Consider the following 24,976-nt stretch of genomic DNA (forward strand, 5'->3'; position numbering starts at 1 on the left):
ATATTTGTTTATTACATTCATTATTTCTGCCTATGAATTTTGTGGATTGCCACGAGGAAAAAATACATATTTCGGGTCATATCCAGGATTTTGGATACCTTATCGGGCTGGATGCTGATTCGCAAACAGTGAAATTTTTCTCACAGAATATTTCAGAGCTTTTTCCTATGGATAAAGGCTCTTTTGGTAAAAAAATAAGTGACAATCCCCAGGCCTTCCGCGCTTTGCTGGATTCGGTTGTTCTTACCAACCTTGATTTTAAAACCATGAGAGAAACAGATGTTTTTCTCGACAGAATAGAAATTAAAGGAAAACCTTTTCACTTAACCATTTACAGGTATTTAGAAAATGTGTTTTTGGAGTTTGAGCAGATTATCGAACACTTTAACCACAAGAACTATATCACCAAAAAATACGAGAATATTCACAATGCAACCGATTCCAAAGAAATTTGGAACGCGTTGCTGGCCTCGGTATCCGAGGTGGTGGAATACGACCGAATCATGGTCTACCGTTTCCTTGAAGACGGCAGTGGTAAAGTCATTGCCGAGATTGTTAAGAATAAGGTAGAGAGTTTTTTAAATCTTCATTATCCTGAAAGCGATATCCCGAGACAGGCAAGGGAACTTTACCTTAAAAAGCGCAAACGGATCTTCAGCAATGTATATGCTGATCCAATTCCAATCATCAGCAGTACAGACGGGGCGATAGATTTAACCTACTCCTCGGTGCGGGCGATGTCTCCGGTTCATGGCCAGTATCTCAAAAATACAGGTGTGTCGTCCAGTTTCAGCACTTCCATTGTCGTCGATAATAAATTGTGGGGCATGGTCACCTGCCAGAATATTGAACCCAAACATATCGATCTGGTGAACCGAATCCATGCTGAGGTTTTTACCGTCATCGCGGCAAACGCTTACACCTCCTATAAATCGAAACAGTTGCTTGCCGACAGTGTGGCCCTCGACCGCAAAATTGTAGCTCTGAAATCCAAACTCATGGCGCATGATAATCTGGAAGAGTCTCTTTTCAGCAACGTTGCCATAATGCAGGAATATCCTCAGGCCGATGGGTTGGCCATTATTGTGGGACATCACATCAGGACTTCAGGCGAGGTACCTTCCGATGAAAATATCCTCAAAATAGTACAGTACGCAAGAGAAAATCCCCTGAAGAATTTTTACGCCACCAATCATTTCAGTAACCCTCAGCAGACAAATCTGGGTAGGATAGAGAATGCAGCAGGCGTGATGTTCGGGTTTACCGACGACAAACGTAATGAGCTGCTAATCTGGTTCCGCAAAGAAATCGACGGGCAGATCCTGTGGGCAGGCAATCCCGCGAAAAAAACCGAAGCCAGAATCGTTGACGGTGAGGAACTGATTGTAATCTCCCCGCGCAAATCTTTTGAAACCTATATCGAAGAAATCAAAGGAAAAGCACAGCCCTGGAAAAACAAAGATATTTTCGCCGCTAAAAAAGTGGTGGCAACCATTCTGGAAACAACCTACACCCAGTTCAGAAGGGTGCAGGAATTAAATGAAGAACTCCGCAATCTTAATGAGGAACTCGACAGTTTTTCATACACCATTTCACATGATTTGGGCACGCCTTTAACCGTGATTAAACTCAATGCCCAGCTCCTCGAGAAATCCCATCACGATAATCCTGAAGTCCGCAAAAGAATCGCCAATATTTTAAAGGAAATCCTGGGTATGGAAAACATGATGCGTGACGTACTGAACCTTAGCCGTGCGAAATCATCCGAAATCACAGTTCAGGAGTTGTCTGCCACCGCTATTATCAATAAAGTCTCTTGCGATATGAAGCTAACACTTAACCAAAATGCCGAAATTATCGTGGGCGACCTGCCTAATGTAATGGGAGACGAAACCATGCTTACCCAGGTATTCCTGAACATCATTGGCAATGCCGTGAAATATTCTTCCAAAAGTGAGAATCCAAAAGTGGAAATCAATGGGAAAGTGGAAGGCGACTATGTAATTTACACAGTAAAAGATAACGGAATCGGAATTCCCGAATCAGCACAGGCCCATATGTTCAAGATCTTCAACCGGATGGACAATGCCAAATCCTTTGAAGGGAATGGCGTAGGTCTTTCCATTGCATATCGAATTATGAAACGTCTGGGCGGAAATATTACCTATGAAAGTAAAGAAAATGAAGGAACGACCTTTATTTTGACCTTTAAAAAACCTTAATGATTTCTGAAACTTTAAAAGCAAATACCAAAATCCTGCACGACCGTGTGGAGGCACATTTCAATTCCCAGAGGATTTTCGACGGTCGTTTTTCAGTCGTTGATTACAGAAATCTCATCCACTACAATTACCTTTTCCTTCTGCAGTTTGAAGATGCTGTTTTTTCTGCGATAACTCCTAAGAATGCACAGCAACTCAATCTTGAAAAAAGAAGAAAACTGGCTTCTATTAAAAAGGATATGGAAGTGCTGAATATTGAAGAATCAGCAACCCTAACGCCTATGGAAATAAATAATGAAGCCGAAGCGTTCGGGATTTTATACGTGATGGAAGGTTCCACTTTAGGTGGAAATGTCATCGCAAAACAGCTTTCAAAGCATCCGGATTTTCAAGATTTGTCTTTCAGTTATTTTCGGTGTTATGGCGAAAATACTGGTTCTTACTGGAAGAATTTCAAACAGGTTTTAGATCAGGAGATCACTGTTGAAAGGCATCAGGACTGTATTTCCGGGGCAGAAAAAGCTTATCAGTTCCTGCTGAGCCTTTCGGTGTAAATTCGTGGTTTCATATTTGATGTTACTCTGAATAGAAAAATCTCTCAAGATGTACCTTACCTATTCGCCAAAATATGATCACCTAACCGCCGAAGAAGAACAGCTCCTGAATGAGGATGTTGAACTCATCGAAAAAGCCGTCTCGGTTTCCCATAAACTCAATGAAAAGAGAATTTCTACCCGTAATGCCCATGCCAAATCTTTTGGTTTTGTGCGCGGAGATTTTATTCCCGTCGTCAATGAAGTGGCTGATTTTTCTGAATTTTTAAAGGGCCACAATTTAGGCGTCATTATCCGTTATTCGCATCCGAATGCCTTTGTTTCAGAAGGCAGCGGCGAATATCCGCTGTATGGATGTGCCGTAAAAATCTATAATAAAAACATTCCTGTAAGCGCAAAATTTCCTTTGGTAAATCTTCCGGTTTTTGTAACAAATTCGGTTTCGAAGTTTTTAAAACTTCACATCAAAGCCAACCGGTTTATAATTTCGCGGGGAACGCCGTTTTCGCTTTCATTTTTAAAGATTCCCGGACTAATTAAAGCGGGGTTAAGTCTCTTTTTTGATAAAGAAATTCTGCCCATCCTCAACAACGTCATGAAGGTGCTGGATATTGAAAAACAGTGGATTTCCTCGTACGATTTTCATTCTGTTGGCTGTTTCCGGCTCGGAGAACGCATGGTGAAAATCCGTCTGAAACCTTCACCGGGCAAAAAAGCGCAGAAAGGCGAAGAGGTGGACCAGGCAAAAACCCTAAGGAACTATTTTCTGAATAGTGAACTTTTACTCGATTTTCAGGTTCAGCTGGCGGTTGATGAAAAGAAAACGCCGGTAAATAATCTGCTGAAAGATTGGAAGGAAAAACATTCGGAGTTCATTACGGTAGGGAAAATTAGATTACCGAAACAGAATATTTCAGATTACGAAACCATCAGTTACGAAAACCTCTCATTCAACCCTTTTGAAAACCCGGAAGAATTGCAGCCGGTAGGACGAATGCAGAAAATCCGCCAGAAAATCTATAACCAGTCTGTCGCCACCCGGCAGTTTTTAAACCAAGCGAAATAACATGCCCGAAGGACCTTCCATCTTACATTTAAAAAACAGACTCCAGCGTTTCAAAGGAAAAACCGTTTCTGAAGCTTCCGGCTACAGCGAAATGGATAAATCTGCCATCGACTACATTAAAATTTTTGACATTGATGCCTACGGGAAAAATCTGCTTTTCGTGTTTAAGGATTTCTTTGTGGGTGTGCATCTTGGGCTTTTCGGAAGCATGCTTGTGAATAAAAGAAAAAAGGTGAATGCCAGCTTTTCGCTTCATTTTCCTCATTCTGAAATAAATTTTTATGTCGCCCATCCCAAATTGTACGAGGGAAAACCAACCGATTATTTTAATTTTAAAACAGATATTTTAAAAGAGGAGTTCGACGGAGAGTTCGTCCTGAGCACACTTCAGCAACATTATGCCGACCAGATGATCGGTGATGCGCTGCTGGACCAGGAGCTGTTTACCGGCGTTGGTAACATCATCAGGATTGAAGCGCTTTACCGTGCGAAAATTAATCCTGACAGTCCCGTGAAAAACATCCCTGAGAAAAAATTGGTTTACCTGATCGAAACGGTGGTGAATTACGCCTACGAATTTCTCGATCAGCTGAAAACAGATGAGGTAAAAGAAAAAACGCTGATCTATGGAAAAAAGATCTGTCCTAAAGACAAAACAGAGCTCATTATTGATGAGATGGGAAAAGTAAAACGCAAGACTTACGTTTGCCCCAAATGCCAGAAAATGTATTCATAAAAAAATCCTGCATGCCGCAGGATTTTAATTTTCTATGGGAAATTTTCTCTCTCGCTGATTGAGCAGATCTCACTGACTTAAACTTTTGAATATGATCATATTGAAAAAATCAGGAATCTGCGGGAAATTTAGCGTCCGTTAAGATTCGAAAACATTTTCTCCGAAAAGCCCTTCTGTAGACCAGTAACGTTCTCCGGTATCATAATTGAAGGTGAGGATTTTCGAACCTTCGGGAATTTCCGAAAGTTTTCTGTTGATGGCGGCCAGCGATGCCCCGGTGGAGATTCCTGCAAGTATTCCTTCCTCACGTGCGAGTCTTCTGCTGAATTCATAGGCTTCTTCTTTTTCCACCTGAATAGAGCCGTCGAGAAGACCGGTATTTAAAACTCCGGGAATAAATCCGGCACCAATGCCCTGCAGCGGGTGTGGTCCCGGTTTTCCACCTGAAATTACAGGGGAGTCCTGTGGTTCTACGGCAAAGCTTTTCAGGTTGGGGAATTTATGCTTCAGTACCTGGGTAACACCGGTGATATGTCCGCCTGTTCCCACGCCGGTGATGAGGTAATCGAAACCTTCGGGAAAATCGGTAAGGATTTCCTGGGCGGTAGTTTTTTGGTGAATATCGGGATTTGCTTCGTTTTCAAACTGCTGCGGAATCCACACATTGTCGAGTTCCTGTGCCATTTCCTGCGCTTTTTTTACGGCACCCGACGTTCCCAGTTCTTTTTGGGTAAGCACAAACTGTGCGCCGTACGCCGACATCAGTTTGCGGCGCTCCACACTCATGCTTTCTGGCATCACCAGCACGAGTTTGTAACCTTTCACAGCGCACACCATAGCGAGCCCGACGCCCGTATTGCCCGAAGTAGGCTCTACAATCAGTGTGTCTTTGTCGATTTTGCCTTCCCGTTCAGCTTTTTCAATCATCGAGAGGGCAATTCTGTCCTTAATGCTGCCACCTGGATTCTGTCTTTCGAGTTTCATCCATACTTCTACGTTCTTATCGAAAAGTTTATTGATTCTTACCGTGGGAGTATTCCCGATGGCTTCCAAAACATTGTTCAGTTTCATATATTCTGTTTTTAAGTTATTTCAATTGCCGGCAGATTTTGCCTTTCAATTTCAATGCACGTCAGTGTGCCTCCTTGTGAAATCTTTGTGCACACTGTGGTAAAAAAACCACACCAACCACAAAATTTAATCTTATTTGTTCAAAAGACCCCAAAAGGTGATGATTAATCTCTGTGTCCTCTAAATAGAACGCTGTGTTCTCTGTGGTAACTTTGCATCTCCCCTAAGTTCTTCAAAAACCGCCCCATCATCCATCACCCATCACCCCGTATTTAAATAACAAAATTTATCGGTTCATTCACCGGCAGTTTATTTTTCACCGTCACCAATCCCCTGTGAAATACGACAGAGTTCGGCGCGACACTTTCGGTAATCCATACGTTACCACCGATGAGTGCGTGTGCTCCGATTATGGTTTCACCACCTAAAATAGTTGCGTTGGCATATATTACCACGTTATCTTCAATGGTCGGGTGCCGTTTTTCATTGGCCAAATCTTTAGTCACCGATAGCGCGCCCAACGTGACGCCTTGGTAAAGTTTCACATTCTTTCCGATCACCGTTGTTTCTCCGATCACAATTCCGGTTCCGTGGTCGATGAAGAAATTTTCGCCGATTTCTGCCCCGGGATGAATATCGATTCCGGTTTTGCTGTGTGCAAATTCGGTCCAGATTCGGGGAATTAGCGGAACATTATTTTTAAAAAGTTCGTGCGAAAAACGGTACACTGCAATGGCAAAAAAACCGGGATAGGAGAACATAACTTCTTCCATATTCTTTGCGGCCGGATCGTTTTCGCAGATATACCGAGCATCGTTTTCGAGCTTGCGGTAGATTTTAGGAAATTTCGCGAAAAAAACATCGCTTTCTACGGCCTCCTGGCCTTTCATGACACTCGAAAGAATTTCTTTGAATTCAGTCTTAAAACGTTCAAGACGCTCTTCAATCTGTGGGATTTCCGAACAGCGATGGTATTCGAGGAAAAATATAAACCGGAAAAACCGGTCGATAAAATCTTCGGTTTTCCTTTTGTCGATATCAAATTTTCTGTTGCGGTATCCCTGGTGAAGATGTTCTGTAAAACTCATAATGATTTTTCGGAAAGTTGACACAAAGGTATGCAAGAATTTATCCAAAAATAATTGATTCATGGTAAGAAAAACTGAATAGAGCGATTCATAAAAAAGATGATCGGCAACAGTCTGCTCTGTCGGAAGTCATCAGATTCCGCTTACTCCGGCACGTAACAGAAAACGTTCTGTAAGAGGTTGTGATCAGAATATTGGGGGATAACGATTTTTTGATAAAACTTTACACGCTCATTTTTGTCTGCAACTTCAATATTTTGTAAATTTGACTTCAGAAAAAACTTTTAAAAAAGTAAATGATATGCAACCGAAAGGTTTCCTATTACGATTAAAAACAATAAATAAAAAGATATGACACCGTAAGGTTCCATATTGCCATTAAAAAACAAATAAATCAAGAAATATGACACCGTAAGGTTGCATATCACCATTAAAAAACAATAAATAAAAAGATATGACACCGTAAGGTTCCATATCACCATTAAAAAACAATAAATAAAAAGACATGACACCGTAAGGTTCCATATCACCATTAAAAAACAATAAATAAAAAGATATGACACCGTAAGGTTCCATATCACCATTAAAAAACAATAAATAAAAAGATATGAAAGTTACCGTTGTAGGTGCAGGAGCAGTGGGCGCAAGCTGTGCAGAATACATTGCGATGAAAAATTTTGCCGCCGAAGTAGTTCTGGTGGATATTAAAGAAGGTTTTGCCGAAGGTAAGGCAATGGATCTGATGCAGACCGCTTCGCTGAATGGTTTTGATACCAAAATTACCGGAACTACCGGAGATTACAGCAAAACCGCAGGCTCGAAAGTAGCCGTAATCACCTCCGGCATCCCAAGAAAACCGGGAATGACAAGAGAAGAACTCATCGGAATCAACGCCGGAATCGTAAAAGAAGTAACCGCGAATTTGGTAAAACATTCTCCGGATGTTATCATCATCGTGGTTTCCAACCCAATGGATACCATGGCGTATCTGGTTCATAAAACTTCAGGACTTCCGAAAAACAAAATTATCGGAATGGGTGGAGCCCTGGATTCCGCACGTTTCAAATACAGACTGGCAGAAGCTCTGGAATGCCCGATTTCAGATGTGGACGGGATGGTGATCGCGGCGCACAGCGACACTGGAATGCTACCGCTAATGAGCAAAGCAACAAGAAACGGCGTTCCTGTAACTGAATTCCTGGATGCTGAAAAACAGGCTTATGTGGAAGAGGAAACCAAAGTAGGAGGAGCGACATTAACCAAACTTTTAGGAACCTCTGCATGGTATGCACCGGGAGCGGCGGTTTCCGTAATGGTACAGTCGATCCTTTGCGACCACAAAAAAATGATTCCATGTTCCCTGATGCTCGACGGCGAGTACGGGCAAAGCGATATCTGTTTAGGCGTTCCGGCGATTATCGGTGCCAACGGTGTTGAAAAAATCGTGGAAATCGCACTTACAGACGCTGAAAAAGAAAAATTCGAAACAGCTGCTAAGGCGGTAAGAGAAGTAAACGGAGATCTGAAATTCTAATTCGACTTTTCATCATATAGTTAAAACCTTCCGCTTTTTGGAAGGTTTTTTCTTTTTTTATACTGAAAATAGCCTGAAAACGTAAGGACAAAAAATATTTTCGTACGTATGAAAAAAAATTTCATTAGTATGAAACAAAAATTCCGTACTAATGAAATTAAAAAATGTACGAAAGGAAATAAAAATCGTCCAAAACCGACTCGAAATGTCCCAAGCACAAAAATTTCAGCATAAAAATTGGGAAAATCACGCCCTAAAACTTCCCAAAAGAGTCTTTTTTAAACCGAAATTCTTTGGTTTTTCAGACAGATTTGGCGTCAAAAAAGCCAATATTTTCTATATCTTAACTTAAATTTTGCACTTCCGATATACACAAGAGAGTCACTCCTTCAGATGTAAAAAGTACTGTTATATAGCGTTTTCAGGATGTTCTATAATATTTGTAGTTAGTTGAGGACGGGTCACAAATTGGTCATCTCTATAGATGCTTCATAGATGCTTCATGGATACTTCATGGATAGTTCATGAGTAATTTATGAATACAGTATGGTTATAATTTTATAAAAGAGGCTTAGAAAATAATAGATTTCGGTTACAGAAGAATCGTTGATTTGTTAGCGCAGGAGAATTTACGTAAATACGATAGATTGTGGATACAAAAAAGCCCCCTGATTATGGACAAGAGGCAACCCAAATGTTTTCACAACGGAATAATCCTTATTGTGAATTGCTTTCATAGCAAAGATACAAAATGTTTCTAACATGAAAAGGTTGTCCAATAAAGATTGAAAAAAATTTACTAAATTAGGAAGTTATAAAACAAACTATGAAAAAAAACATACTCGGACTGGATTTGGGAACAAACTCTATAGGATGGGCTTTAATCAAACAAGATTTTGAAAACAAACAAGGTGAAATTCTTGGAATGGGAAGTCGGATTATACCGATGGGTGCAGAATTAAGTAAGTTTGAACAAGGTCAGGCTCAAACTAAAAATGCGAACAGGAGAATTGCTAGAGGAACAAGAAAACTTAATAAGAGATATAAGCAGAGAAGAAATAAGCTGATTTATATTTTGCAACAACTGGGAATGTTACCAAACCAAATTAAACTGGTAAACGAATTTTCTGACCCAAATAGATTAGATAAAATTTCAATACTTCCAATTTCTAAAAATCAGCAACAGTTGACGGCTTTTGATTTAATAGAATTGCGTGTAAAAGCCTTGACAGAGAAGATTGAATTAGAAGAGTTAGGAAAAATCATTTATAAATACAATCAACTTAGAGGTTATTCTGGAGGAAATTCAGAACCAGAAAAGGAAGATAGTAACGATGATGAAAATCTAGAAAAAGAAAAAACAAATGAAAGTTTTGTAGTTTTCTCTAAAATTCTATCGTTAGGATTACCAGAGGAATTTACTTTTAAAGGTAAAAAACTCAATAAAAGAAAAATTAAGATTGAAACAGAAGACGGAACTATTGACGCTGAAACTTTTTTAGATAGCTTAAAAGAAAATGATTCTTCAGAACTTCAGGTTAATATTCGTCGTGCTAAATCCGGAGATACAATTACCATAAAACTTCCTAACAAAACAAGTTGGAGGAAAAAAATGGAAAACATCGAAAAACAGTTAGCTGATAAATCAAAAGAAATTGGTCGGGAATATTTTATCTCAGAACTGTTATTCGATGTTCTGAAAGAAAATAAATGGGCAAAAATCCGTAATAATGTGATTTTACGTTCAAGATACGAATCGGAGTTTGAAGCAGTTTGGAAAGAACAAGCGAAATATTATCCGTTTCTTGACGGTTTAGAAAAGAACAGATTACAAAAAATATTAGAATTCATTTTTCCTGGACAAAAAGAAAGTCAGAAAAAATTACGACAAACAGGTTTAGAAAAAGGATTGAAATATGTGGTCAAAAATCAGGTGGTATTTTACCAAAGAGAATTAAAAGACCAATCAGACTTAATTTCTAACTGTCGTTTCGAACCTACTGAAAAAGTTGTAGCAAAAAGTCATCCTGTATTTCAAGAATATAAAATTTGGGAACAAATCAATAAGTTGGTCATTAATACCAAAACGGAAAATGGTGTAAACAGAAAAGGCGAAATCAAATACAAATATATCGACAGACCAATACCGACTGCTCTAAAGGAATGGTTGTATGAAGAATTGCAGAGTAAAAAAGAAGTTTCCTTTGGTCCTATTTTAACCAAACTTAAAAAAGAATTTAACTTGAGAGAAAACGTGGATTTTCTTAACGGAATGAATGCCAAAGACAAATTGAAAGGAAATGATACAAAAGCAATTCTGCAAAAAACTTTAGGTGACTTGTGGAATAGATTTGGTCTGGATGATTCAGAAAGACAGGTTGAAGTTTGGGATATACTCTATAATGGTAAAGGTAATGAATATGATTTGACAAGTGACAGAACTTCAAAGATATTAGCTTTTATCGAAAAATATTCACCTGAATTAGAAAACAAGGAATCTGTTGCAATTAAAACTTCTAAAATAAAATTCAGCAGAAACTATTCTAATTTAAGTTTAAAAGCAATTGAAAATATTTTACCATTGGTTAGAGCAGGAAAGTTTTTTGATCAGAATTTTTCTGATACGCTAAATGATAAAATTATTAAACTTTTAAATGAAAACGTCGAAGATCCTTTTGAAAAGTCGGCACAGGAATTTTTAGACAAGAATCAGGATCTTCTATCTGATGGAGGAATTGTAAACGCTATTGCAACAATATTAGTTTATGATAAACACACAGCCAAAGAATATTCTAAAGACGAATTAATAAAAGAATTCACTCAAATTTCAAGATTAAAACAAGGAGAACTAAGAAATCCTTTGGCGGAGCAAATCATTAATGAAGCTTTGATTATTGTCAGAGAGATTTGGAAAAAATACGGTTTCAAGCCTGACGAAATAAGAGTGGAGTTAGCAAGAGAACTTAAAAACAATGCCATTGAACGGGGCAAAATGTATTCTGCAAATTTAAAAAGTCAAAAACACAATGCTGAAATAAGAAGCAAATTGATAGAACTTAAACAAGAGATTTCTATTGCAAATATCGAAAAGTATAAATTATGGGTTTCTCAGGAAAACGTGCAAGAAGCCTATATCAAAAACTATAATGATCCTTCAAAATCTGAAATAGAAAAGTTAAAAATTTGGGAATCGCAAGGTCACATATCGCCTTATACTGGTCAGCCAATTCCACTTTCAGAATTGTTTAATCGTGAAAGGTACGATGTAGATCACATCATTCCTCAATCAAGATATTTTGATGATTCTTTGGCAAATAAAATCATTTGTGAAAAATCTATAAATAATGAAAAAGGAAACAGGACTTCTATGGAATATTTTGAGGCGGGTTCTGTGAATCATCTAATCTATACAAAACAACAATTCATTGATCACGCCAACAAATATTTTTCAGGGAAGAAAAGAAAAAATCTTTTGGCAACATCTATTCCCGAAGATCCAATCCAAAGACAGATAAAAGATACACAATATATTTCTATCCGAATCCGTGAAGAATTGAATAAAATTGTCGGAAATGAGAATGTAAAAACCACAACAGGAGGTGTGACGGATTATCTGAGAAATCATTGGGGATTAACCGATAAGTTTAAAGTTTTATTAAAGGAAAGATATGAAACAGTATTGCCAAAACTTGCGCAATTAGAATATGATAATTATAAGAAAGAGACGGAAAATAAAGCTAAGGAATGTGAAAAGGCAGGTGTAGATTTTAACGAACCAATTCTAGATGAGGATGTTTTTATAAAGAAATTTAAAAGTGAATTTATAAGAAAGAAAAACAATAAACTGATCATAAAAGGTTGGAGTAAAAGAATAGATCACAGACATCACGCAATGGATGCTCTCGTAATTGCATGTACGCAACCAGCTCATATCAAAAGATTAAACGATCTCAATCAGGTTCTGAAAATATGGTTAGATAAAAATAAAGAAATGTTCTTTCCCGGTTTCACGGGTAGTCAGACCGAGTTGCTTGATGAAGTTTTGAATTTAGAAGAAGAAAAAAGACGAGAAATATTTAAGCAACTGGAAAAATTTAGAGCTATTGAAATGCCTTGGAAAGGTTTCCCTGAACAAGCGGAACAAAAAATGAAGGAAATAGTAGTTTCCCATAAACCCAAAGATAAACTTTTGTTGCAATACGATATTAGAGGAAATAAACAAATTAAATTACGAGGACAATTGCACGAAGGGACTTTGTATGGACTTTCCGGCGGAAAAGAGATATACAGAATTCCGATTACTAAATTGGCTGGAAAGGCATTTGCAACCGAGAAAACAATTGAAAAAATAGTACATCCTTTCTTAAAAGAAACTATTTCTGATCATCTAAAATCCTATGGGAAAAAAGAAGATGCTTTTTCAGCAGAAGGAGTTTTGGATTTAAATAAAAAACTCGCAGAACGAAAAGATGAAAAAGGAAATTCAAAACCTCACCCACCAATTTCCACAATAAAAATTTATTATAAAGATCCAGCAAAATCTAAAAAGAAAAAAACTGATGATGAAGATGATATTTCATTGCAAAAATTAGACAGGCAAAAGTCTTTTAATAATTCTCTGTATGTAAAGACAGGTGATAATTATCTTTTTGCAATAATGGAAAAAGAAGTCTTTGATAAAAAATTAAAACAAAATAAAACGGAACGTCATTATGATTTAATTACCTTTTTTGATGCAGCCAATCTCTTAAAATCCGAATTTAATGTTTCAGATGATAAGAAAAATTTCAATAAAGAAGAATTATTTAAAAAATATTTTGAAGAAAGAAATAACGCACGATTACTTTTTACTGTAAAACAAGGTGACTTTGTATATTTCCCAGATGATAATGAAGAAGTTGTCTTGGATGAATCAAGTCCTCTATTTATAGATTATTGGAACAATATATCGGAAAGAAGCAAAAGTATTTATGTAGTACAAAAATTCAGCAAAAAACAAATTTATTTTTTAAAGCATACTATTGCTGATACTATAGCAAAAAAAGTAGAATATGGTTCACAAGACTGTTATGAAAAAGTTGGGGAAAAGTCGATTAAAGAGTTTTGTTTAAAAATTAATTTTGACCGCTTAGGAAATATTTCAAAACTATGATCACCCGCTCCATCTACATTGGAAATCCCGCTTACCTCAAACTCAAAGATGAGCAAATGTATATTATGGAGCCGGAAAGTGGTCAGATGAAAGGGAAAGTCCCTGTTGAAGATTTGGGATTGCTGATGTTGGATCATTTTCAGATTACCATATCACATCAGCTCATCCAGCGAATGATGGGGAATAATGTGGTCGTTGTAAGTTGCGACGCCCATCATCTTCCACACGGCATCATGCTTCCGCTTCACGGGCATACCGAATTTTCCGACCGTATAAAGGATCAAATGGAGGCGAGCGAACCGCTCAAAAAACAACTTTGGAAACAGACCATAGAATGTAAAATCGAAAACCAGAAAGAAGTCCTCCGAAGATTAGGCAATTATTATGAACCGATGATCGATTACCGAAATAATGTGAAAAGTGGCGATCTTACCAATATGGAAGGCATTGCTGCGCAACATTACTGGAAGTACCTCATCAGTCTGGATTTTCTTCGGCAAAGGTTTGGAGATTCACCCAATCAGTTTTTCAATTTTGGGTATTCTGTTTTAAGAAGTATTGTTGCAAGAGCGATTGTAGAAACAGGTTTGCTTCCTGTTTTGGGGATTTTTCATAAAAACAAATACAATCCTTATTGTTTGGCGGATGATATGATGGAACCTTATCGCCCTTTTGTGGATTGGCTGGTTATGGATTGGCTCACCCGAAATCCGGAAACGGAAGATTTAACCAAAGAATTCAAGGCGCATATTCTCCAAATTGCCACCAAAGACGTGAAGATTGATGATAAAACAAGACCTTTGATGGTTGCGGTGAAAACAACGGTTTCGTCTTTGTACAAATGCTACACCGGAGAAAAACGACAAATTTCTTATCCTGAATTGATATGAATGCCGAAAGGTTTAATGCATACCGAATTATGTGGGTTTTAGTTTTATACGATTTGCCGACGGAAACCAAAGCAAACATGAGGGATGCCAATCTTTTTAGAAAAAGATTGCTGGACGACGGTTTTGCATTGTTTCAGTTTTCGATGTACATGCGCCACTGTCCAAGTAGAGAAAATGCGGAAGTTCATATAAAAAGGGTAAAAGCCATCTTGCCCAAAGCTGGAAAAGTTGCCATTATGTGCATTACCGATAAACAATTTGGGGATATTGAAATATTTTTTGCTCGAAATAAAGAGGAGCCACCACAAATGTATCAGCAATTAGAACTTTTTTAGAATTTGTTTTGTGAGGAATAATATAAAAATAGCATTTCAAAAACAAGCCTATTTTGAGAAAAAATCGAATTGAAATCTACCAATTTAAAATCCTGAAAAAACCTCAGGAACCTCCTGATTCAGGAGGTTTTTTTGATTGAGGTTGTGTCGTGTCACGAAGATAATAATTTTTGAAAGCAATTCACAACAGCAGATGAAGAAAGAATCCCTGTCCAAACGTTGTGTCGTGTCACGAAGATAATAATTTTTGAAAGCAATTCACAACATAAACTGTAAGATTAGGCATAATAATTTCGTTGTGTCGTGTCACGAAGATAATAATTTTTGAAAGCAATTCACAACTAAAAATAGCGTCGATTACAGATTCAATTTGTTGTGTCGTGTCACGAAGATAATAATTTTTGAAAGCAATTCCCCCGCTGCCGCACGAAATGAAATTCGACGAAGTCAATCCTTTCGTGTGGCCATTGCAATAAAACCATTTTTTTAGTTCATTAAATTATTTTTATCTTTATTAAAGAATGATTTAATATGAGCAGAAATTACAAACTTCTAAACCCTGAAGGTTTATATTTTATCAGTTTTGCTGCGGTGGGATGGCTTGATGTGTTTACACGGAATGAATATAAAGATTATTTTTGGAAAGTGTGAGGTTTTGCCAGAAAGAAAAAGGTTTAAAAATTCATGCATGGTGCATCATGACGAGCCATATTCATTTGGTTTTTAGAAGTATAAAAGGACAAAAACCTGAATTGCTGATTGGTGATTTGAAAAGGTTTACCAGTAGAGCTATTGTTAAAGCCATTGGAGAAAATCCGAGAGAAAGCAGGAAAGAGTTTCTATTGGAATTCTTTCGAAAAGAAGCAGCAAAAAGTTCGAACGTAACCCATTATCAGTTTTGGCGACATGATAATAAACCGATCGAACTGTGGAGCAACAAGGTAATTAAACAAAAAATAGATTACGTGCACCAAAACCCTGTGGAAGCTGGTTTGGTTTATAAAGCAGAAGAATATATTTACAGCAGTGCAAGAGATTATGCTGATGAAAAAGGACTTTTAGATGATATTGAAGTATTTAGAACGTTTGATTTTTAATGTGACCACACGAAAGGATTGACTTCGTCGAATTTCATTTCGTGCGGCAGCAAAGGGAAGGAAAAACTGTACAGAAAAATGTAGATTGGCATACCGGTAATGGCACATACTTATTTTCATACGGCTTAGGAACGGTCATTGTTTTGATAGGATTGGCGGTAATACTCGGAATTTGGTTCCCAAAAATAGGTCTAATAGGTGGCCTGTTGACATTCATAATGTCTATTGTTACCTTATCGTTCCTGATTACCACGCCTGAAGTGTATGTCCCCAATCTAGGTGGAGATTTTCCAACCCCGCAATATGGGGTTCCATATCTATCAGGTGCAGGGAGGTTGGTGATAAAAGATATTATCATGTTGGGAGCTGCGCTAATTGTTGCTTCTGATAGTGCAAAAAGAATACTTCAAAGAACCCCAAAATCTTACAATAAATTACCTAAATAATATAAGCTCTAAAAAAAAAGTGTTTATCTTTGTACTTTAAACTATGAAAAAACTGTTCGTCATATTTCTTTCACTTTGCTATTTGGTTTTGTCCTCGGGCTTTACCCAATATGCACATTTATGTAAAGGAACGGCGAGTAAAGTTTACAGCTTTTCAAACACCCAACAGCAAAATCAGGACAAACCTTGTCCAATTTGTTCTGCAAAGGAGAAGGGTTTAAAAGATCAGAAGAAGAATTGTTGTAAGCATGTATCGAAAATTATAAAACTTGATGACAGTGTAAAAAAACATAACAATTTTGATTTTTCGGTAAAATTCTGGGGCGATGCTATTCCTAACAAAATGTTGGGTACGGTTTTCGATTTTGAACCTATTGTTTTAGATATAGAAAAAAACACCGCTTATTCTTCTACTAAAGTCCTGATTCCGGGCAATCCTCTTTACATTTTACATTGCGTTTATAGAATTTGATTTTAGACTAAAATCTATGCGAGCGATTTCGAAAGTTTCGGAGTTGCAATAGTTTTTTATACCCAATTTTTAAATTTTATATATAATGAAATTAAAATTCATTGCATCTGCATGTTTGCTAGTTGCAGGCTATACCAATAGTTACGGACAAGTTTTAACATTGCAAGATGCCCTTCATCGTACAGAAAACCAGTACGATAAAATCAAAGCAAAACAACAAGTAGTCGACGCCTCGGCTCAAAATACCGCTTTTCAAAAGCAACAATACCTCCCCGATTTCACCCTTTCGGCACAACAAAGTTTCGGCACCATCAATGCATTGCATGGGCCAATGTATGCCTATGGCGGATTGGGTTCTGCGGCAACCTCTATGCCTTTGGCAGAACAAAACTGGAATGCCGCATTTGGTTCGCTTTACTTCGCAAATGTCAACTGGAATTTGTTCACTTTCGGACGAATTAAAAACCAGGTGGAACTAGGAAGTAAAAAAGAATTGACAGCTAAAGCCGATCTGCAACAGGAAGTATTTCAGCAACAGATAAAAGTGGCAGCCGCTTACCTCAATTTGCTGGCAAGCCAGCGAGTTAAATATGTGCAGGAAAAAAACACTGAACGAGCGCAGATTTTTTATGAAATGACCCACGCCAGAGCCAAAAGCGGGCTGATACCGGAAGTGGATGCACAGTTGGCAAAAGCGGAATGGTCTAATGCCAAATCGTTGCTAATAAAGGCATACGATAAAGAACTAATGTGGTCAAAGCAACTGGCAGATTTAATGAATGACGATTTTAAAACCTACAAGTTGGATAGCCTATACAGTACTACGCTGCCAGTAAAATCAATGGAAATAACAGCAATCAAAGTTTCCGATCATCCGTATTTAAAATTTCAACAAACAAAGATCGATGAAAGCGAACAAAGTGTCGAAGTGTTAAAAGCGCATAGAAAACCAAATCTATCGGCTTTTGGTGTAGTTCAAGGTCGTGGTTCTGGGTTCCAGTCCAATTATGCGCAAGATCTTTCAGCTTATTCCACTAATTATTTGAAAGGTGTTGGAATAGATCGTAGCAACTATTTATTAGGGGTTTCACTTACCTGGAACATCACCAATCTTTTTCGCTACAATACAAAAGTGAAGGAACAGAAATATATTACACAATCTCTTCAATACACCTTTGATGCACAACAAAAGGAATTAAATACATTGTTTCATCAGGCAAATGCCCAATTAAAAAATGCCTATGACACTTTCGAGGAAACAAAAATTCAACTAGGTGCGGCTGCTTTGGCATACAAACAACAAACCGCTTTGTATGAAAATGGCTTAACTACTTTAGTTGATTATACGCAAGCCTTGTTTAGCTTGAACAGAGCCGAAATTGATTATGAAATTGCACAGAATAATGTGTGGCAAGCATTATTACTACTGGCATCTGCACAAGGAAACATTCAATTATTAACGCCATAATTTTTAAAGCATTCGTTTATGAATATGATAAAATTTGCCCTTCAAAAACCCATAGCAATTATGGTTTTGGTATTGGGATTATTATTTTTTGGTCTCAAAGCAACCAAAGATATTAAAGTAGATATTCTTCCCGAAATGAATTTACCGGTGGTGTACATTGCGCACACGTTCAATGGTTACACTCCACAACAGATGGAAGGATACTTTACGAAAATGTATGTAAATATGATGCTTTTTACCAATGGTATCAAAAGTATCGAATCTAAAAATACGCAAGGACTTACCTTAATGAAAGTTACCTTTTATGAAGGTACTGAAATGGGGGAAGCAATTGCTACGATCAATGCACTGTCCAACCGTTCTCAGGTGTTTTTACCACCCGGGGCACCGCCGCCGTTCATCATCAGATTTGATGCTTCATCACAACCTGTGGGACAGCTGGTATTTAGAAGTGCTACAAAAACTAACAATCAATTGCAGGATATTGCCAATTTCAATGCACGGCCTTTTTTGATTAAAATTCCGGGGTTGACAACGGCTCCTCCGTTCGGTGGAAGCCCAAGAACTATTGAGGTTAATATCGATCCGTATAAACTTCGTGCTCATAACTTATCACCTGAACAGATCGTTGAAGCCATAAGTCGAAACAACATTACGTCGCCTTCTGGAAATGTGTATATCGGAGATAAAAACTATCTGACACCAACGAATAACACCGTGAAAGAAGTTGCTGAATTAGGCGATATTCCTATTTTTAAAGGCTCGGTTGATAATGTGTACATGCGTGATGTAGCCACGATAAAAGACGGAGCCGATATTGCAACTGGTTACGCATTGATTGACGGAAAGCGTTCGGTTTATATTAATATTGCAAAAGCAGGAAATGCATCCACATTGGATGTGGTAAATACTTTGAAAAAAGAATTACCCAGCATTCAACGAAATATGCCTGATGACGTACAGATTTCTTACGAATTTGATCAGTCGGTTTATATTACCAATGCGTTGAAAAGTTTAGTTATAGAAGGTGTTTTGGGCGCACTCTTAACAGGTCTAATGGTCATGCTTTTTTTGAACGATCGACGAGCTGCTTTGATCGTTATCATGACCATTCCTATTTCGATTATTTCCGGGGTATTGTTCCTGAAATTATTTGGACAAACCATCAACATCATGTCGCTTTCCGGTTTGGCATTGGCTATTGGAATTCTGGTAGATGAAAGTACCGTAACCATCGAAAACATCCACCAGCATTTTGCGATGGGGAAAACCCGAGCGCAAGCCATTTGGGATGCATGTAAAGAAATCGCCTTTCCGAAATTGCTAATTATGCTTTGTATTTTGGCGGTTTTTGCACCAGCATTTATGATGACAGGAATTCCAGGTTCGTTGTTCATGCCGTTGGCAATGGCAATTGGTTTTTCGATGATCGTTTCATTCTTGTTGTCTCAAACCTTTGTTCCAGTAATGGCAAATTGGCTCATGAAACACCAAAAAGATCATTGTGAAAATCCTGCACACAAAGAAGACTGGTTCTCCAAATTCAGAAGTCGATTTGTAGCCTTTTTATCGAGATTAACCAATCGCAAAAAAATAATTGTCAGCTTAAGCTTAGTTTTAGCATTGGTCGGAGGATTTGCGTTGTATCAAATAACAGGAAAAGATGTTTTACCTACATCCAATTCCCAACAATTTCAGGTTCGTATAAAAGCAGCCGAAGGAACCCGGATTGAAGTGACAGAAATGAAAGTAAAACAATTCTTAGAGCACCTGAAAAATAATGTTGGTGCAGACAATATAGCAATTTCTTCAGTTTTTATTGGTCAACATCCTTCTTCTTTTGCGATTAGCCCAATTTATCTTTACAATGCAGGTCCACATGAGGCATTGATGCAGGTAGCATTGAAAAAATCCACCGGAAACTCAGACGAACTGAAAGACAAACTGCGTGCTTATTACAAAGAAAAAATGCCGGAATTGTCTATTTCATTTGAACCGATTGAATTAACGGAGAAAATCTTAAGTCAGGGGACCAGTACACCTATTGAGGTTCGTGTTTCGGGGATGATGAAAAAAATGAACCGGATGTACGCTAACAAAATATTGGCGGAATTGAAGGAAATTGAATATTTGCGTGATCAGCAAATTCCACAGTCAATGGATTATCCTGGACTCCAAATCAACATTGATCGTACTCGTGCGGCACAGTTAGGTTTAGACGCACAAGATATTGCCAAATCTTTGGTAACTGCTACCGCATCAACCCGTTTTACCAACAAAAATTTTTGGGTTGGAGGTATGATGGGCATCGCTTACGATGTGCAGGTGCAAACCCCTCAAGGTATTTTGAACAGTAAGGAGGAATTAGCCAACTTACCATTAAGTAAAAATACGGACAGACCCGTTTTAGGTGATGTTGCAACTATTACGCCTTCAAAGGAATTAGGAGAAAGTTACAATCTGGGTACGATGGGCTACACCACAGTAACAGCCAATCTGTATAAAAAAGATTTGGAACAAGCATCTAAAGATGTGCAAAAAGCAATTGCTTCCCTAGGCGAATTGCCTAAAGGAGTTAATATTGAAGTAGCAGGAATGGCACCTGTTTTAGAGGAAACATTGTCCAGTTTAGCCACCGGATTGTTAATAGCGGTTTTTGTGATTTTCTTAATGTTGGCTGCAACGTTTCAATCATTCCGTGTGTCAATCGTTATTCTATCAACAGTACCTTTTGTAGTAGTGGGAGCTTTACTCATGCTCAATATTACAGGTTCTACATTAAATCTGCAATCGTACATGGGCTTAATCATGTCGGTCGGTGTTTCAATTGCCAACGCGGTATTATTAATCAGTAATGCCGAAACGTTAAGAAAAGTAAATAAGGATTCTGTTCTCTCAGGTGTTGAAGCCGCCAAAGTAAGGATCCGTCCAATTATAATGACTACCCTTGCGATGATTGCGGGAATGCTGCCAATGGCAATAGGCTTTGGCGAAGGCGGCGATCAAATTGCACCTTTGGGTAGAGCCGTTATTGGTGGCCTTTTATTCTCTACTTTTTCTGTGTTAATCATTCTTCCATTAGTTTTTGGGTGGGTGCAGAAAAAAGCCAGTGTTATTTCTCCGTCTTTAGACCCTGAAGACCAAAACAGTATTCATTTTGTACAATCAAATCAATAAAAAATGCAATTAAAAAATATAATTCCGTTGGCAGCCTTACTTATTCTTTCGGCTTGCAATAACAACAATAAGAACGACAATAAAGACGCTAAACCAGCTATGGGAATGATGAATATGATGGAGACTATTGAGATTTCCAAATCAAATCCATTAGTTACTTTAAAATTACCAGGAGAACTAAAACCGTATCAACAAACCGAATTATTTGCAAAAGTAAATAGCTATGTAAAACAAATTCGTGTAGATATTGGTGACAAAGTTATTGCTGGACAAACTTTGGTGGTGTTGGAGGCTCCGGAAATCGTATCGCAAATTGCAAATGCAAAAGCAAAAGTACAGGCGCAGGAAGCAATTTATCTGTCAACAAAATCAACGTATGACCGTATGTTAAAAGCTGATGAAACCAAGGGTGCAGTTGCAAAAGATGCGATCGATCAAATCAAGGCACGTAAATTATCCGACGAATCGCAATTGGCTGCCGCACGCTCTGCATACAATGAAATTCGCAATATCAATGCTTATTTGGTAATTAAAGCCCCTTTTAGCGGAACGATCACCAATAGGAATATTGATCTTGGTGCTTATGTTGGACCAATGAGCAAAACGCCTCTTTTGGTTATCGAAAACAATCAAAAGTTAAGGTTAAACCTTTCTGTCCCCGAGGCTAATACTCCTTATATCAAAATAGGTGATACCATACGTTTCTATGTCCGCTCGCAGCCACAAGTGAAACATATAGCTCTGGTAAGTAGAAAATCGGGAAGTTTGGATGAAAGGCTTCGCTCCGAAAAAATAGAAGCAGATTTCATCAACAAAGAAAAGCTGCTGAAACCCTTTATGGTAGCCGAAACAAGTATCCCGTTACAAAATTCGGTAGCTACTTTTTTTGTCCCAAAGATGTCTGTTGTAGAAAGCGGAATGGGCACTTACGTCATTCGTATTGAACAAGGAAAAACTAAAAATATTCCGGTAAGTAAAGGCAGAATGTGGGAAGATAAAGTAGAAATATTCGGCGAATTAAGTGAAGGCGATAAAATCCTGAAAATGGCTTCAGAAGAAATTATGGAAGGAACAGATGTGCCTCCTAAAAATCAAACTAAAAAATAATTAATATGGAAAATATATTAAAAACAGTAAGTATCGTAGCATTTGCTACGGTACTTTTAATAAGCTGTACAGATCAAAAATCAAATAATGCAACAGAAGTAATCTCTAAAACTCAAACTACCGAAATCAAAAAGATAAATAATCCTAAAAAAGGAAAACATGTACCCAATAATCTTGTATGTATGGTCAATGACGCATATATGGGAAAAGAACAGATTGAGGTACCTTTTGAAGGGAAAATGTATTACGGATGTTGCAATATGTGCAAAGAAAAAATTCCTAAAGACCAAAGCGTACGTTATGCAGTGGATCCACATTCTCTAAAAAAAATCAGCAAAGCTGATGCTTATATTGTAGTTATTGGAGACAATGATGAGGTAGCTTATTTTGAAAATGAGCAAAATTATCAATTGTTTTTAAATGAAAATGCATTATAGAGAATTGTAAAGGGAAAATATGACTTTTTGAATATCATAGTTCATCAACCAAGTTATTAAAATTAACAATATTCCCTAAGTCTGATTAATTATGAGTACCGTTTCAATTAGGTTTAGATCTAATTGCTATTGAGATAAATATTTTAGTATTACAAGCAAACTCTAATTATGATAAATGACTAGGTACTCGAATAACAATTGCTTACTATTTCGAGTATCTGGTTTATTTCAAAATTTTCAAAAGCGTAATTAACCCCCGCTCCCGCGCGATTCCATCGCGTGGTCCCCGCTACTGCCCCGCTGCGCATTCTATGACAAAAAGCAACTAAAAACCGTTAAAATTTAAGCTGCAAATTTATAAAAAGTAGGCTGACTGATGCCGTGTTCCCGGCAAATCTCATTCACTGTTTTTCCTTGATTTTGTTCAGATAAAATCTTGATGATCTGAACTTCTGAAAATTTATTGTTTTTCATAGTCTCCAAATGTAAAAACTATATTTTTAAATGTTCCCGTTTTGTGGGAGAAGGTCAATTCAGGAAAAATTAAATTGAACTGAAAAAACCAACCGTACGTAAACAATCACAAATAAACAAAACGCCCCGAATTACCGGAGCGTTTTGTTTTTCTATGTAGGTAACCCTTAAAATTTATTTTCAACTTCTGCGGCTTTCAGAAGGAAGGTGTGCATATCGGTGTTTTTCATAAAAGACTTCATCTTTTCGCTGCCAGGTCCGTACATGGCAAGTTCGGTATAATCGGCCGAATGGTCCATACTGATCCAGCCCACGGAAGTATGCTCCTGCTGAATCTGCGACAGCAGTTTGAAAGGCAGGTGTCGCGGGTTGTACACTCCGTCCTCCATTTTCGCTTTGGCGTAGTAGGACTGGATTTCTTTTGCCTGATCTTCCGTAATCAAAATTCCGGCATTCGCCTGTGCAATTCTGTTTTTAATCGTGCTGACACTGTCGGTTGGGTTAAGTCCCTGAAGAATCCATTCATTCGTCTGCGAAAACTGCTGAATACGGTCGAAATTATCATTCACTTTTTTACCGTAGATCAAACCCGGGTTTGCGTTTCCGTGATCGGAAGTGAGAACCACCAGGGTGTTGCCGTCCTTCTGGGCAAAGTCCATCGCTGTTTTCACGGCGTCGTCAAAAGCCAGCTGGTCATAAAGAAGTGCAGAAATATCGTTTCCGTGCGCCGCCCAGTCCACTTTTCCGGCTTCCACCTGCATGACGAAACCGTTTTTGTGGTCTTTCATCTGGCTGATGGCTCTGGAGGTCATTTCCGCTAAAGTCGGAATATTGTTTTTCATAAAACTGCTGCTGTTCCGGTCGGCAGCATAGGGTAGGCCGTCTTCATCAAAGGTTGCAATAAGTGGTTTGTTTTGCGGTGCGGCATTCATTTCAGCTTTATTCCGTGCGACCGAATAGCCTTTATTCCTGAAAACGGAATACATATCCTTTTTGTCTTTCCGCTGTGCCGCATCAAAATATTTGTGTCCGCCGCCCATGATCACATCAAAGCTGAGGTCGGAATACATGGATGCGATTTCTTCCTGGGAATTACGACTTTTGGTATATACCGAAAATCCCGCAGGAGTGGCATGCGTCACGGGAACGGTGGTCACTAAGCCCACTTTTTTTCCTGCTTTTTTAAATTTCTGAAGGATGGGCAGATGTTCTTCCCCGTTCAAACCGATATTCAGGCTGCCGTTATTTACTCTTTGGCCGCCTCCCCATGAAGAACTGGCTGCAGCCGAATCGGTAACGACAGAGCTGGCGGAAGCCATATCCATCACGCCGCGCTGTACAAGATTTTCTTCATAAAGCGAAATCCAGTGCGAAGGTCTTCCCAGTTTACGTCGGCTGTATAAATCGGCCATGTGCAGCGTGCCCGAGCTCATCCCGTCGCTCACCATAAAGATAATATTCTTTGCCTTTTTGCCCCCAAATTCTTCCTTGAAGATATTGGCTTTGGCTGAAAAAGGTGTCAAAAGCAGTCCGCCTAACGCAAGCGAGCCGCCTTTCAATAATTCCCGTCTTTTCATTAATTCTATTTTTTTCAAATTTAAACAAACAAGTATTAACAAAGCATTAATTTTTAAAAACTTGGGTTACCCC

General features: G+C 38.2%; 19 protein-coding genes and 1 pseudogene. 16 read left to right on the forward strand and 4 right to left on the reverse strand.

Features of this window, described 5'->3' with window-relative positions; all coding sequences use genetic code 11:
• Positions 1–32: 32 nt before the first annotated feature.
• The 4 genes from OK344_RS12995 to OK344_RS13010 are packed head-to-tail and all read left to right on the forward strand — an operon-like array spanning position 33 to position 4,578.
• Positions 33–2,222 carry an ATP-binding protein gene (locus OK344_RS12995; protein WP_265145167.1) on the forward strand — a complete coding sequence of 730 codons (2,190 nt, stop codon included), beginning with the start codon at positions 33–35 and terminating at the stop codon, positions 2,220–2,222.
• The gene (locus tag OK344_RS13000) at positions 2,222–2,776 is read left to right on the forward strand and encodes a biliverdin-producing heme oxygenase (protein ID WP_265145168.1); all 555 of its coding nucleotides are present in this window, start codon (positions 2,222–2,224) and stop codon (positions 2,774–2,776) included. Before OK344_RS12995 ends, OK344_RS13000 begins: the two co-directional genes overlap by 1 nt.
• 49 nt (positions 2,777–2,825) lie before the next feature.
• Positions 2,826–3,842, forward strand: coding sequence for a catalase family protein (locus OK344_RS13005; protein ID WP_265145169.1), 1,017 nt, complete (start codon positions 2,826–2,828; stop codon positions 3,840–3,842).
• Between the two features lies 1 nt (position 3,843).
• The gene (locus OK344_RS13010) at positions 3,844–4,578 is read left to right on the forward strand and encodes a hypothetical protein (protein ID WP_265145170.1); all 735 of its coding nucleotides are present in this window, start codon (positions 3,844–3,846) and stop codon (positions 4,576–4,578) included.
• A gap of 138 nt (positions 4,579–4,716) precedes the next feature.
• Here OK344_RS13010 and cysK read toward each other — a convergent pair whose 3' ends face one another.
• Both cysK and epsC read right to left on the reverse strand, forming a co-directional pair.
• Complete coding sequence (gene cysK, locus OK344_RS13015) at positions 4,717–5,649, reverse strand: cysteine synthase A (RefSeq protein WP_265145171.1); 933 nt, start codon at positions 5,647–5,649, stop codon at positions 4,717–4,719.
• A gap of 272 nt (positions 5,650–5,921) precedes the next feature.
• A complete protein-coding gene (gene epsC / locus OK344_RS13020; RefSeq protein ID WP_265145172.1) occupies positions 5,922–6,737 on the reverse strand; it encodes a serine O-acetyltransferase EpsC in 816 nt (271 codons plus the stop codon).
• Between the two features lie 607 nt (positions 6,738–7,344).
• Between epsC and OK344_RS13025 the strand changes: the two genes are divergently transcribed.
• From OK344_RS13025 to OK344_RS13080, 12 genes and pseudogenes are all read left to right on the forward strand, one after another.
• The gene (locus OK344_RS13025; protein ID WP_088469833.1) at positions 7,345–8,271 is read left to right on the forward strand and encodes a malate dehydrogenase; all 927 of its coding nucleotides are present in this window, start codon (positions 7,345–7,347) and stop codon (positions 8,269–8,271) included.
• Between the two features lie 151 nt (positions 8,272–8,422).
• Complete coding sequence (locus OK344_RS13030; RefSeq protein ID WP_265145173.1) at positions 8,423–8,623, forward strand: hypothetical protein; 201 nt, start codon at positions 8,423–8,425, stop codon at positions 8,621–8,623.
• Positions 8,624–9,097: 474 nt separating this feature from the next.
• Positions 9,098–13,423 (forward strand): type II CRISPR RNA-guided endonuclease Cas9, encoded by a 4,326-nt coding sequence (cas9, locus tag OK344_RS13035; protein ID WP_265145174.1) that lies wholly within the window; start codon positions 9,098–9,100, stop codon positions 13,421–13,423.
• Positions 13,420–14,313, forward strand: a complete 894-nt coding sequence (cas1, locus tag OK344_RS13040) for a type II CRISPR-associated endonuclease Cas1 (RefSeq protein WP_265145175.1) — start codon at positions 13,420–13,422, stop codon at positions 14,311–14,313. Before cas9 ends, cas1 begins: the two co-directional genes overlap by 4 nt.
• Positions 14,310–14,648: a CRISPR-associated endonuclease Cas2 gene (gene cas2 / locus OK344_RS13045; protein WP_265145176.1), complete on the forward strand. Its 339-nt coding sequence runs from the start codon at positions 14,310–14,312 to the stop codon at positions 14,646–14,648. The genes cas1 and cas2 overlap by 4 nt, the downstream gene beginning before the upstream one ends.
• A gap of 698 nt (positions 14,649–15,346) precedes the next feature.
• Positions 15,347–15,745: a hypothetical protein gene (locus tag OK344_RS13050; protein ID WP_306400632.1), complete on the forward strand. Its 399-nt coding sequence runs from the start codon at positions 15,347–15,349 to the stop codon at positions 15,743–15,745.
• A gap of 53 nt (positions 15,746–15,798) precedes the next feature.
• Positions 15,799–16,191, forward strand: a pseudogene (locus OK344_RS13055) (YkgB family protein); the annotation flags it as partial.
• Positions 16,192–16,234: 43 nt separating this feature from the next.
• Positions 16,235–16,663: an HYC_CC_PP family protein gene (locus OK344_RS13060; RefSeq protein WP_265145177.1), complete on the forward strand. Its 429-nt coding sequence runs from the start codon at positions 16,235–16,237 to the stop codon at positions 16,661–16,663.
• An 85-nt stretch (positions 16,664–16,748) separates the two neighbouring features.
• A complete protein-coding gene (locus OK344_RS13065; protein ID WP_265145178.1) occupies positions 16,749–18,131 on the forward strand; it encodes a TolC family protein in 1,383 nt (460 codons plus the stop codon).
• A gap of 18 nt (positions 18,132–18,149) precedes the next feature.
• Entirely contained in the window at positions 18,150–21,308 is a 3,159-nt protein-coding gene (locus OK344_RS13070) for an efflux RND transporter permease subunit (RefSeq protein WP_265145179.1), read from the forward strand.
• Between the two features lie 3 nt (positions 21,309–21,311).
• Positions 21,312–22,415 (forward strand): efflux RND transporter periplasmic adaptor subunit, encoded by a 1,104-nt coding sequence (locus tag OK344_RS13075; protein WP_265145180.1) that lies wholly within the window; start codon positions 21,312–21,314, stop codon positions 22,413–22,415.
• Between the two features lie 5 nt (positions 22,416–22,420).
• The gene (locus OK344_RS13080; RefSeq protein WP_037438521.1) at positions 22,421–22,852 is read left to right on the forward strand and encodes a hypothetical protein; all 432 of its coding nucleotides are present in this window, start codon (positions 22,421–22,423) and stop codon (positions 22,850–22,852) included.
• Positions 22,853–23,194: 342 nt separating this feature from the next.
• Here OK344_RS13080 and OK344_RS13085 read toward each other — a convergent pair whose 3' ends face one another.
• Complete coding sequence (locus OK344_RS13085; RefSeq protein ID WP_407936715.1) at positions 23,195–23,326, reverse strand: transposase; 132 nt, start codon at positions 23,324–23,326, stop codon at positions 23,195–23,197.
• A 167-nt stretch (positions 23,327–23,493) separates the two neighbouring features.
• Positions 23,494–24,903: an alkaline phosphatase gene (locus tag OK344_RS13090; RefSeq protein WP_265145182.1), complete on the reverse strand. Its 1,410-nt coding sequence runs from the start codon at positions 24,901–24,903 to the stop codon at positions 23,494–23,496.
• Between the last annotated feature and the right edge of the window lie 73 nt (positions 24,904–24,976).

The organism is Kaistella yananensis (assembly GCF_026107505.2).
Taxonomy (GTDB): Bacteria; Bacteroidota; Bacteroidia; order Flavobacteriales; family Weeksellaceae; genus Kaistella; species Kaistella yananensis.